The organism is Kocuria sp. UBA1838 (assembly GCF_002338785.1).
GTDB classification, from domain to species: Bacteria; Actinomycetota; Actinomycetes; order Actinomycetales; family Micrococcaceae; genus Kocuria; species Kocuria marina.
On sequence record NZ_DDIY01000008.1, the window covers coordinates 1 to 11,338 of the forward strand.

12 protein-coding genes, 1 tRNA gene and 1 pseudogene are annotated in these 11,338 nt (G+C 69.3%); 6 read left to right on the forward strand and 8 right to left on the reverse strand.

Annotated elements, in window-relative coordinates:
• Nucleotides 1–405: response regulator (locus B3I25_RS04460; RefSeq protein ID WP_414672689.1), on the reverse strand; the 405-nt coding region annotated here is incomplete at its 3' end.
• Between the two features lie 11 nt (nucleotides 406–416).
• Nucleotides 417–1,604 carry a sensor histidine kinase gene (locus B3I25_RS04465; protein WP_286737975.1) on the reverse strand — a complete coding sequence of 396 codons (1,188 nt, stop codon included), beginning with the start codon at nucleotides 1,602–1,604 and terminating at the stop codon, nucleotides 417–419.
• A 233-nt stretch (nucleotides 1,605–1,837) separates the two neighbouring features.
• Between B3I25_RS04465 and phoU the strand changes: the two genes are divergently transcribed.
• The gene (gene phoU, locus B3I25_RS04470; protein WP_064846278.1) at nucleotides 1,838–2,536 is read left to right on the forward strand and encodes a phosphate signaling complex protein PhoU; all 699 of its coding nucleotides are present in this window, start codon (nucleotides 1,838–1,840) and stop codon (nucleotides 2,534–2,536) included.
• Between the two features lie 195 nt (nucleotides 2,537–2,731).
• Here phoU and B3I25_RS04475 read toward each other — a convergent pair whose 3' ends face one another.
• Nucleotides 2,732–3,490, reverse strand: a complete 759-nt coding sequence (locus B3I25_RS04475) for a phosphoglyceromutase (protein ID WP_286737976.1) — start codon at nucleotides 3,488–3,490, stop codon at nucleotides 2,732–2,734.
• A 68-nt stretch (nucleotides 3,491–3,558) separates the two neighbouring features.
• Here B3I25_RS04475 and B3I25_RS04480 point away from each other — a divergent pair, with 68 nt between their 5' ends.
• Nucleotides 3,559–4,374 carry a hypothetical protein gene (locus B3I25_RS04480; RefSeq protein WP_064846280.1) on the forward strand — a complete coding sequence of 272 codons (816 nt, stop codon included), beginning with the start codon at nucleotides 3,559–3,561 and terminating at the stop codon, nucleotides 4,372–4,374.
• A gap of 81 nt (nucleotides 4,375–4,455) precedes the next feature.
• Here B3I25_RS04480 and B3I25_RS04485 read toward each other — a convergent pair whose 3' ends face one another.
• Both B3I25_RS04485 and B3I25_RS04490 read right to left on the reverse strand, forming a co-directional pair.
• Nucleotides 4,456–4,803 carry a DUF2516 family protein gene (locus tag B3I25_RS04485; protein ID WP_064846281.1) on the reverse strand — a complete coding sequence of 116 codons (348 nt, stop codon included), beginning with the start codon at nucleotides 4,801–4,803 and terminating at the stop codon, nucleotides 4,456–4,458.
• A 9-nt stretch (nucleotides 4,804–4,812) separates the two neighbouring features.
• Nucleotides 4,813–5,943 (reverse strand): trans-sulfuration enzyme family protein, encoded by a 1,131-nt coding sequence (locus tag B3I25_RS04490; RefSeq protein ID WP_286737977.1) that lies wholly within the window; start codon nucleotides 5,941–5,943, stop codon nucleotides 4,813–4,815.
• A gap of 93 nt (nucleotides 5,944–6,036) precedes the next feature.
• Here B3I25_RS04490 and tmk point away from each other — a divergent pair, with 93 nt between their 5' ends.
• The 4 genes from tmk (at nucleotide 6,037) to B3I25_RS04510 (ending at nucleotide 9,602) form a co-directional block, all read left to right on the forward strand.
• Complete coding sequence (gene tmk, locus B3I25_RS04495) at nucleotides 6,037–6,693, forward strand: dTMP kinase (protein ID WP_064846283.1); 657 nt, start codon at nucleotides 6,037–6,039, stop codon at nucleotides 6,691–6,693.
• Nucleotides 6,690–7,817, forward strand: a complete 1,128-nt coding sequence (locus B3I25_RS04500; RefSeq protein WP_098054304.1) for a DNA polymerase III subunit delta' — start codon at nucleotides 6,690–6,692, stop codon at nucleotides 7,815–7,817. The genes tmk and B3I25_RS04500 overlap by 4 nt, the downstream gene beginning before the upstream one ends.
• A gap of 14 nt (nucleotides 7,818–7,831) precedes the next feature.
• Nucleotides 7,832–9,400 carry an alpha/beta hydrolase gene (locus B3I25_RS04505; protein WP_286737980.1) on the forward strand — a complete coding sequence of 523 codons (1,569 nt, stop codon included), beginning with the start codon at nucleotides 7,832–7,834 and terminating at the stop codon, nucleotides 9,398–9,400.
• Between the two features lie 126 nt (nucleotides 9,401–9,526).
• A tRNA-Thr gene (locus B3I25_RS04510) sits at nucleotides 9,527–9,602 on the forward strand.
• A 519-nt stretch (nucleotides 9,603–10,121) separates the two neighbouring features.
• Here the strand turns inward: B3I25_RS04510 and B3I25_RS04515 are convergent.
• From B3I25_RS04515 to B3I25_RS04525, 3 genes and pseudogenes are all read right to left on the reverse strand, one after another.
• Nucleotides 10,122–10,706 carry a hypothetical protein gene (locus B3I25_RS04515; RefSeq protein WP_286737982.1) on the reverse strand — a complete coding sequence of 195 codons (585 nt, stop codon included), beginning with the start codon at nucleotides 10,704–10,706 and terminating at the stop codon, nucleotides 10,122–10,124.
• 51 nt (nucleotides 10,707–10,757) lie between these two features.
• Nucleotides 10,758–10,976 (reverse strand): YbdD/YjiX family protein, encoded by a 219-nt coding sequence (locus B3I25_RS04520; protein WP_206399749.1) that lies wholly within the window; start codon nucleotides 10,974–10,976, stop codon nucleotides 10,758–10,760.
• Nucleotides 10,976–11,338, reverse strand: a pseudogene (locus tag B3I25_RS04525) (carbon starvation protein A); the annotation flags it as partial. The gene B3I25_RS04520 and the pseudogene B3I25_RS04525, both read right to left, overlap by 1 nt.

Consider the following 11,338-nt stretch of genomic DNA (forward strand, 5'->3'; position numbering starts at 1 on the left):
CTCGACGTCCATCCGCACGGGACCCGCGGCGACCGTGGCCGTGATCAGTTCCTCCGGTTCGGAACGCCGCCGCAGCACCGCCCGGATCCGCGCCACGAGTTCGCGTGACGAATACGGCTTGGTCACGTAGTCGTCCGCGCCGAGCTCCAACCCGAGCACCTTGTCGATCTCCGCGTCCTTGGCGGTGAGCATGATAATCGGGACCGTGGAGCGCTGCCGGATCTGTTTGCAGACCTCGGTCCCTGACTGGCCGGGCAGCATGAGGTCCAACAGGACGAGGTCCGCGCCGGTGCGGTCGAACTGCGCCACGGCCTCGAGCCCGTCCGCGACCACGGTGACCTCGAACCCCTCACGGCCCAGCAGGTACGCCAACGGGTCGCTCAGGGATTCCTCGTCCTCGATCATGAGAATCTGGGTCACGCGCGCTCCTCCACTCGCTGTTGACGCAGCCCTCCGCGCGGGGGCTCCGCCTGGTCCTCGGGTTCCTCCATGGGCGGCAGCACGAGGGTGAACGTGGACCCCCGGCCCGGCTGGGACCACACGGAGACCTCCCCGCCGTGCTGCGCCATGACGTGTTTGACGATGCTCAATCCCAGACCGGTACCCCCGGTCTGGCGGGACCGAGCGCTGTCCACCCGGTAGAAACGTTCGAAGATCCTGTCCTGCTCGGTCTCCGTGATGCCGGGGCCCTGATCCGTGACGGTGATGTGCGCCATCCCCTCCCGCTCCCGCAGGCCGATGCCCACGCGGGTGTTCTCCGGGGAGTACCGCACGGCGTTGTCGATCAGGTTGCGCACCGCGGTCACGAGCATGTCCGGGTCCCCGAACACGGGGGTCTCGATCCGCCCGCCCACCTTGATGCTGATGTTCTTGGCCTCCGCGGCCAGTTTGTTCCAGTCCACGGCCTCACGCACCGCGCGGTTGAGATCCACGGCAGTGCCTTTGGCCACCACGTCCGTGGCCTGCAACCGGGACAGTTCGATGATGTCCTGCACGAGCGCACTCAGCCTCATGGACTCGCGCTGCAGGCTCGCGGCGAAGTGGCGGACCGCGTCCTGGTCCTCCGCGGCGTCCTCGATGGCCTCGGACAACAGGCTGATGGCGCCCACGGGCGTCTTCAACTCGTGGGAGACGTTGGCCACGAAGTCGGTGCGGATGGACTGGGCGCGCACGATCTCGGTCTGGTCGTCCGCGAGCAACAGGATGTACTCGTCCGCGATGGTCACGACCCGCACGTCCAGCACGATCGACCCGTGTTGGAACTGCCCGCGGGTCAGCTCCAGGCGCTTCTCCTCCACGACGCCGTTGCGGCGCGTATTGCGGATCATCTCCAGCAGGTCCTGGTGCACCACCGTGTGCCCGCGCACAATCCCGTACGCGTAGGACGCGGGGGACGCGCGCACGACGCCGTCCACGCCGTCGACCACGACGTACGCGAGGCCCAGCGCCGCGAGGATCTCCGCGGTGCCCTCGGGCAGCGTGGGTTCCTGGACGTCCGCCAGCGAATGACGACGCCGCTGGCTCACCCGCACGGCGATCACCCCGCTGATGCCGAGCAAGAAGCCGATGAAACCGGCCAGCAGGGCAATCGACGTATCGCTCACGGTGTCAGCTTAGACGGCCCGCCCGGACGCACCCCGGTGATCCGCGCCCCGTGGGGGCCGGTTCAACGAACGTTCACCTGGGGATGACGATTCGTTCACGGCAGCCTGTGAACCTGGTCGGGCGCGTGCGAATTTGTCGTGCCGCTCCCCCGATGACATCCCGATGGCACCCGGCCCACTCAACCCGCGTAGGCTACGGACCAGGACTTGCCATGAACGAAAGGACGCCCCCTGTGCGTAAGGTTTTCCAGGCTGAGCTCCACCAGGTCGGTGAGGAGCTGATTCAGATCGCCACGCTCGTGCAGCAGGCATTGGGCAGCGCCCGCACCGCATTCCTCGACGCCGACATCCAGGTGGCCGAAGAGGTCATCTCCAACGACGCTCGCATCGACTTCCTGCAGAACGATCTCGATGAGCGTTCCATCGACATCCTGGCCCTGCAGTCCCCCGTGGCCTCCGACCTGCGCATGATCGTGGGCGCGTTGCGTATGAGTGCCTCGCTCGAGCGCATGGGCGACCTGGCCCGCCACCTGGCCCAGCTGGCCCGGTTGCGCTTCCCCGAGCCCGTCCTGCCCGAGGCCATGCGCGGGCACTTCGAGGAGATGTTCGACATCGACGCGCGTCTGGTCGAGCGCGTGATCTCCGTGCTCGAGGACCGGGACATCTCCGAGGCGGACCAGATCTTCGCCCTGAAGTCCGAGCTGAACCTCAAGCACCAGCAGGTGTTCGAGATGCTCGCGGATCCCGACTGGGATTCCTCCGTGCCCACCGCGGTGGACGTCACGCTCGCTTCCCGCTACCTCGAACGCATCGGTGACCACGGCGTCTCCGTGGCCCGCAAGGTCTCCTACCTCGTGACCGGCGACTGGGCCCCCGCGACCGACAGCCACCCCACCGGCCACGGACACATCGGCGCCGACGCCGGCGAGTGAGCGGTGCGGGTCCCGGTGGCGTGAGCCGCCGGAACCCGTGACGGCGCGCCCCGGGTGGGATCATCCGGGGACCGGCCCGAGCGGCGTCGTCCGATCGCTCCGAATGGCGGCGTACACGCGGCCCCGTGAGACACGGCGACAATGAGAATCCCCGGCACCGAAGTGTGCCGGGGATTCTTCACGGCGCCAGAAGGGTTACTTCTTGCCCTGGTTGGCCACGGCCTTGATGGACTCGGCGGCGGCGTCCGGGTCCAGGTAGCGCCCACCGGGGGTCACGGGCTTGAGGTTCTGATCCAGCTCGTAGTACAGCGGGATGCCCGTGGGGATGTTCAGCCCGGCGATGTCGTCGTCCGAGATGCCGTCCAGGTGCTTGACGAGTGCGCGCAGCGAATTGCCGTGCGCGGCCACGAGGACCGTCCTGCCGCTCTTGAGATCGGGGACGATCTGCTCCTCCCAGTACGGCAGGAACCGCTCCAGGACGTCCTTGAGGCACTCGGTGCGGGGCACGTCGGCGACGTCCGCGTAGCGGGGATCCCCGGCCTGCGACCACTCGGAGGAATCGTCCAGGGCGGGCGGCGGGGTGTCGTAGGAACGGCGCCAGACCATGAACTGTTCCTCGCCGTACTGCTCGCGGATCTCCGCCTTGTTCTTGCCCTGCAGGGCACCGTAGTGGCGCTCGTTGAGCCGCCACGACCGCTTGACGGGGATCCAGAGGCGGTCCGCGGCGTCGAGCGCGAGGTTGGCAGTGTTCATGGCGCGGCGCAACAGGGACGTGTGCACCACGTCCGGCAGCAGCTGGTTCTCGGCGATCAGTTCACCGCCGCGGGTGGCCTCGGCGCGGCCCCTGTCCGTGAGCGGGACGTCCACCCAGCCCGTGAACAGGTTCTTCTCATTCCAGTCGGACTGACCGTGGCGCAGCAGGATGAGCTTGTGGGTAGCGGAATCGTTAGCCATGGGGCCATTGTCCCACCCCGGGGCCACCGAGGGAACGCGTGTCGTGACGTGCGCACTACAGTGTGGGTGTGCCAACCCAGCCCCGCCCCGTGGGATCGATCACCCGCGGGACAACGAACCCGAACCGCCTCCGGCGCGCGGACCGGTACCTCACCGGGGTCCTGGCCCCGCTCGTGCGCCGGGCATACGACCCCCTGCTCGTGGACCTGGGGTTCGGGGCGGCCCCGATCACCGCGGTCGAGCTGTGGCAGCGGGCGCGCACGGTGCGCCCGGACGTGGAGGTCATGGGCATCGAGATCGACCCGGACCGGGTGGCCGCGGCCCAACCCCACACCCGCCCGGGGCTGTCCTTCCGGTGCGGGGGCTTCGAGATCCCCTCGGGGTCACGCTCCCCGGTCTTCGTACGCGCGTTCAACGTGCTGCGGCAGTACCCGGTGGAAGAGGTCCCCGCCGCGTGGCACCTCGCGTGCGGGCGGCTCGCGCCGAACGGGGTCCTGATGGACGGCACGTGCGACGAGATCGGGCGCCTGGCCACGTGGTTGTGTTGCACCGTGGAGGGCCCCCGCACCTTCACCGTGAGTATGCGTCCAGGTGCGTTCACCGTGCCCTCGGACGTGGCCGCGCGACTGCCCAAGGCGTTGATCCACCGCAACGTCCCGGGCGAGCGGGTCCACGCATTCCTCGCGGCCGCCGACGCCGCGTGGCTGGCCAACGCGGCCCTGTCACCATTCGGTCATCGACAGCGCTGGACGGCGATGTGCCGGGACCTGCGCGCCGCCGGGTGGCCCGTACTGCACGGGCCCCACCGGTGGCGGCTCGGGGAACTCACGGTGCCGTGGTCCGCGGTCGCGCCGGACGAACCGGGATGGCGCGTCGAGGGCTGACCCACCGAGCCCGTGGGAGGTCGACCCCACGGTGGCTCGACATGCGCTCCGGGAGAGACCTCGAACGGTAAATGCCTACTACTAGTACCCGGGGTTCTTGGACTCGCCCGAGACAGCGGGGCGCACGTCCGCGAGGTACACCCCGGTGATCGTCGCGGCGATCAGCATGAGGATCAACGAGCCGGTCCCCGGGACACCCACGGCCAGCAGCGTGAGGGTGGAGAACACTGCACTGAACACGGACACCACCGCGGCGCCACCTGTCAGGGCGAGCCAGAACGTCTTGGTCCGCTTCCACGCGCGTTCGAACTGCACCGCCGAACGCCGCAAGCAGTCGAACACCGCGAGCAGCGCGAGGACGGCCACCACCAGGGTGATGGCGTAGTCCAGGTAGTTCGCCAGAACGATGGCCCAAGGAATGGAAGTCACGGGGTCAGTCTATCGATCCGCGAGCGCGTCGAGTCCGGCCCGGAGGTCCTCCCAGAGGTCCTCCACGTTCTCGATCCCCACGGACAGGCGCAGCAGGTTCTCGGGGACGGTCTCCGGTTCGTCGTGGTGGCGACGACGCCGCTCGATCAAGGACTCCACCCCGCCCAGGGACGTGGCGGGGGTCCACACGCGAAGGCCCGTCAGGAGACGTTCGGCCGCAGCGACGTCGCTGTGGGGGACCACCGAGATCACCGAACCGAAACCGCCCTGCAATTGCGCGGTGGCGCGCTCGTGGCCGGGATCGGACGCGAGGCCCGGGTAGCGCACGTGGGCCACGGCGGGGTGGGCCTCGAGCCGGCGGGCCAGTTCCGCGGCGGTGGCCATGGAACGTTCCACGCGCACCGCGAGGGTACGCACGCCGCGCAGCGCGAGCCACGCTTCGAAGGGGCCGGGGATCCCGCCCTCGAGAGATCGCTGGGAATGCAGGCGTTGCCGCAGCTCGGGCGTGGCGCACAGCACCGCACCCATCAACACGTCCGAGTGACCGGCGATGTACTTGGTCGCGGAATGCACCACCAGATCCGCCCCCACGCCCAGGGGACGCTGCAGCAGGGGCGTGGCGAACGTGTTGTCCACGCACGTGAGCACCCCCTTTTCCCGTGCGGCGCGCACGAGTGCGGGCACGTCCGCGATCTCGAGCATGGGGTTGGTGGGGCTCTCGACCCAGAGCATGTCCGCGCCGTCGAGTGCCGCGGAGGTGGCCTCGGTGTCCGTGATGTCCACGGTGCGCACCGTGAAGATGCCGCGCTCCTGCCATGTGTGCGCGAGCGCCACGCTGCCCTGGTAGCTGTGGCGCGGCAGCACGAGCGTGCCGCCCACGGGCACGAGGGTGAGCACCGCGGTGATCGCGGCGAGCCCGGACGCGTAGGACAGCGCGGGGCACGGGGCCTCCTCGAGCTGGGCCAGGACGTCCTCGAACGCCTCCCACGTGGGGTTGGTCAACCGAGCGTAGGTGCGGTCCGCGGGGTCGAGCTCCCCGGTGCCCCGGTAGGTGGAGGTCAGCACCACGGGCGGGTTCACGGGCGCGTCGTGTTCGTGGTCGGGGCGGCCGCCGGCGACCACCACGGTGTCTTTACGCATTGCTCCAGCCTAATCCCGCGGCGCCGTGCGGCCCGTCCTGTGGACGCCCACGGCACCGCTGTAGCTGTCGGGTGCGATCGCTACAGTGGGGGCGTGAAGCAATCAGCGCGCGGGGCCCTCATCGTGTTCGAAGGCGGTGACGGCGCCGGGAAGTCCACCCAGGCTGCGGCGCTCGTGGCCGCCCTGCGCCGCGACGGTCGTACCGTGACGCCCACGCGCGAGCCCGGGGGCACACCCCTCGCGGAATCTGTGCGCGCGCTCGTGCTCGATCCCTCCCACGCGCCGGTGTCCGCGGTGACCGAGGCACTGTTGTTCGCGTCCGCGCGCGCGGACCACGTGGCGCGCAGGATCCGCCCCGCCCTCGAGCGCGGGGAGGTCGTGATCTGCGACCGGTTCGTGGACTCCTCCGTGGCGTACCAGGGGGCGGGACGCGGGCTGGGCACCGAACGCGTGCTCGAACTGAACCGGTGGGCCGTGCAGGGTCTCGTCCCGGAGCTCACCGTGCTGTTGGACGTGGACCAGACCACCGCCGAGGCCCGACGCCGCGAGCGCGCCCTGGCCACGGACCGCATGGAGTCCGAGGCGCGGGCGTTCCACGACGCCGTCAACGCGGCCTTCCGCGAGCTCGCCGCGCATGCACCCTCCCGCTACCTGGTCCTGGACGCGTCCGCGCCCGCGGCCGAGCTCACGGACGCGATCGTGGACCGGGTCACCGGGATCCTCGCCGAGCGCACAGAGGTCTCCGCGTGAGCGTGTGGGACGAGGTCGTCGGTCAGCCCCGCGTGGTGGAGCAGTTACAACGCGCGGCCCGCGACAACGACCCGACCCACGCGTGGCTGTTCACCGGGCCCCCGGGCTCCGGTCGCTCCACGGCCGCGCGCGCCCTGGCCGCAGCGCTGTTGTGCGAGCACGGCACGGGCTGCGGCGCGTGCCACGCGTGTCGCACGGCGTTCGCCGGGACCCACGCGGACGTGACCCATTTCGTCACGGAGAACCCGCAGATCAGCATCGAGGAAGCCCGCGAGCTCGTGGTCAAGGCGCAGGACCGGCCCTCCGTGGGCTCGTGGCGGATCATGATCGTCGAGGACGCCGACCGGATGACCGAGCGCACCTCCAACGTGATGCTCAAGAGCATCGAGGAACCCCCTCCGCACACCATCTGGTTGTTGTGCGCCCCCTCCCCCATGGACGTGCTCGTGACCATCCGTTCCCGCTGCCGCCCCGTGACCCTCAAGGTCCCGTCCCCCGAGGACGTCGCCCGGTTGCTCGTGGCCCGGCACGGGGTCCCGGAGCAGCGCGCCATCGAGTGCGCGCGGTTGTCCCAGTGCCACGTGGGCGTGGCCACGCGACTCGCCCTGTACGACGACGCCCGCACCCGCCGCCAGGAGGTCGTCTCCCTGCCGCTGTCCATGCACGGGGTGACCCGGGCGGTCAAGGCCGCGGACCGCTTGCACCGCCTCGCCGTGGACGAGTCCACCGCGGACGCCGAGGCCCGCAACAACGAGGAACGTGCGCAGTTGCTCGCTGCCATGGGTGCCCCCGAAACCGGCCGTGTGCCACCCGCCATCCGGGGTGCCCTCAACCGCCTCGAAGCCGATCAGAAGCGACGCTCCCGGCGCATCCAGACCGACACCCTGGACCGCTTCCTGATCGACCTCACCACGTTCTACCGGGACGTGCTGAGCGTTCAGCTCGACACCGGGACGGCACTGATCAACCAGCACCTGGGTGAGCAGATCCACGGGTACGCGACCAACACCACCGCCGAGCACACCTTGCACAAGATCGACGTGATCAGCGAGACCCGGCGCCGCATCCGCACCAACGTCAGCGCACAACTCGCGTTCGAGGCCATGATGGTGGCCATCGTCTGAGCCGAGAGGACCCCGTGAACCGTTCCCTCCCCCGCCGCCTGGCCGTCCTGCTGTGCACCGCCGCGCTGGCCTTGACCGCGTGCGCCGATCCCTCCAGGGAGTCCGGCGCCCGGGGCAGCGCGGACCCGGACGTCACCTCCGGCGTGGACTCCGCGCTGACGTCCTACTACACCCAGACGCCGCAGTGGCGGGAGTGCACCAAGACCTCCGAACGGCAACAGTTCCCGAGCGGTCTGGAGTGCGCGAGCATCACGGTCCCCGTGGACTACGCGAACCCCTCCGCCGGTGACACCACCGTGGAGATCGCCCGGTTGAAGGCCACCGGTTCCTCCCCCGTGGGTGCCCTGTTCCTCAACCCCGGCGGTCCGGGCGGATCCGGCGTGGACATGATGGGCTCCGCAGACTACTTCACGGCCAAGGAGGTGCGCAGGAAGTACGACCTCGTGGGGTTCGACCCCCGCGGTGTGGACCGTTCGGACGGGATCCGCTGTCTCACGGATCGGGAGATGGACCAGTGGCGTTCCGAACCGGCCTTCGACCCGGGCCGGCAGTCCCTGGACGAGGTGCGGCAGAGCTCCCGGGAGATCGGTGAGAAGTGCCACGAGCACTCCTCGGCCGTGGTCTCCCACATGGACACCCAGAGCGTGGCCCGGGACCTGGACGTCCTGCGCGCCGTCCTGGACCAGCCCACGACCCACTACCTGGGGTTCTCCTACGGCACCGAGATCGGCGCCACGTACGCGCACCTGTTCCCCCAGCGTGCCGGGCGCATGGTGTTGGACGGCGCCGTGGACCCCACCCTGGACGATCGCGCCACCACGCTCGCGCAGGCCAAGGGCTTCGAGGACAACCTGCGCCACTTTGTGGCCGACTGCCAGGAGACGAACAACGACTGCGCCGTGGCCGGTGCGGACGTGGACGCGGGGATGGCCACCATCCAGCGCATGTTGCGCTCGGTGGCCCAGGACCGCCCCACGGTCTCGGACGGACGCTCCGTGACGCCGACCAATGCGATCGAGGGGATCTTGGTCCCCCTCTACTCGACCGCCTCGTACCCGCAGCTGAACTCCGCCCTGCAGCAGGCCCTGGACGGCAACCTGGACGCGCTCATGGCGTTCTCCGACTCCAACCACGGGCGTGAACCCTCCGGGAAGTACACGTCCAACGTGTCCATGGCGTTCACGGCGGTCTCCTGCCTGGACACGGTGTCCAACGACGTCACGGACGAACAGATGGCCCGGGCGGCCCGTGAGATGACCCAGCAGGCCCCCACGTTCGGTCCCTACCTGGGTTATGGTGCGGCCGCGTGCCAGGGCTGGCCGGACAAGCCCGTCAAGCCCTTGGACACGTATCAGGCGGATCTGGAGACTCCCACCCTGGTGATCGGCACGACCCACGATCCCGCCACCCCGTATCCGTGGGCCCATTCCCTGCAGCAGCAGATGGGCGACGCCCGTCTGCTCACCCACGAGGGGTACGGGCACACCGCCTACACCTCCGGCAACCCCTGCGTGACCCGCGCCGTGGACGACTACCTCCTGGACGGCACCCTGCCGGACGATGGTGCCACGTGCGGTGACTGAGGCCCGCCGCCGGGTGCCATCCACGCGACCACCGGCCCCTATACCCGGGTGATCCATGATTGGTGGTGTTCCGGCCCGATCTGATATTGTTTCCGGGTGCATCTGGGCCGTAATGGTTCCGGTCACGCCGCCTTAGCTCAGTCGGTAGAGCGATTCACTCGTAATGAATAGGTCGCCGGTTCGATTCCGGCAGGCGGCTCCATGGACCATCCCCGTTCTCCCCGGCAGGACCTGCTGCGCGGAGGGCGGGGATCGTCATTTCCGCGCCTGTTCCCTGTCTAGTGCGGCCGGCCCCTGTCACCCACCCTCCGCCGGCCGGCATCTGTGGTTTCAGGCCTGTGGGTCCTTACGCCGGTGACATATTGGCAACGATTTCGCGCAACACTTCCTAAACACAACGCTGTTCCATAACATATGTGTCAGGACGTTGTGGCTCTGGCTGCCCAATGATCCAGGACAGGGGACACCATGGCGCCCCGGGGGTTCCTTCAATCGGCCGAGATCCACGACCGACGGGCAAGGGGAACCCCCGGACCCCCTCCCGAGCCTGAGACGCCACCGTCCACACCCGCATTTGTTGCCTGCGGGCATCGGGTGCGCTGAGGGTGCAATACCTCTGAGACACCGCTCATCCGACGTGAACGTCAACCACCCAGGGGAACGTCAACCATCCCGAGAGACGTAACGGGTCCGGTCACACACCCGTTACCCGGTGGGACCCTCAATCCTCCGGCGAGTGCTCCGCATGCTCACCGAGCAGCCGCTCCGCCGCAGTTACGTACTCCGTCACGACCATTGAGCGGCGTTGGATGGCGCTCACACCCTGCGATGGTGTCGAGAGCTGCTCGGGGGACCCAGCGGCGTCGCTCCCGGAACCTGGCTCACCCACGAGACCCGACGTCCCCTCCCCCGCCATACCCGACGCGGACGAATGGGCATGGGAACCCGCGGCGAACCGCGCCATGGTGAGCGCCTCCGCGGCCTGGGCCATGGAATTGCCGGCCCGGGAGAGCTGCCGGTGCACGTCCGAGAGGTAACCGTCCGTGGAGTGCGGGATGTCCTGCGAGCGCGATGGGGCGCGCACGTGCGCTTCCATGCACACGGCGCGCACCCTGGGCAACAGGTCCGCGAGGTCGTTGGCCACCGGCACGGCGGCGGCGCGCAGTTCGGTGTCGCGCACGGATTCCAGGATCTGGTGGTAGCGGTCCAGGCCGCGCTTGAAGCGGTCGTGGGCCCGGCGCCAGACGCCCTCGCCCAGTTCACGTTCGTCGCGGCGCGTGGCCCTGTAGTCGCTGAAGAAACCCACCGATACCCCTTTCCGATCCGCCACCCGCGGGCAGCAGTCCATGGTACCGCTTCAGCAGCACCGGCCCTCGGGGTGCGCCTCCTGCCAGTCCTGGTAGTCCCGCCAGAATTCGCGTTCCGTCATGAGCGGCGTCCCGCACCCCGAGGCCCGGTGGTACTGCACGTAGTGCTCGTACTTGTCCGCACCGAGCACCCCGTTGCCGAAGCGCAACGCGCTGCGCCACCACGAGCCGACGCGGGCGAGCACCGGGATCTGCGCTGCGCCCGACATCAGTGGTGTCCCCCGCCGGTGGGGATGCGCTGCTCGATCGGCAGCGCGTCCCATTGCTTGGCCAGGGCCTTCTCGGACGGTGTGGCTCCCAGGCCCGACGGCGCGTAGAAGCGGGACTCCACATAGGGGTCCTCGTGCGTGCGGCGCTCGTGCCCGCGCAACGCCTTGACGGCCTCCACGACGGCCATGATCACCACGATGATCGTGAGCACCACGAAGAGGATGGACAGGGTGCCCTGCACGAACGTGTTGCGCACGACCGCTTCCATAGCCTCCACGTTCTTGGCGGTCCCGAAGCTCGTCTGTCCCTGGGCCAGTGCGTCCTTGAACGCGAAGTGGTTGGCCCAGTAGCCCACCTTGGG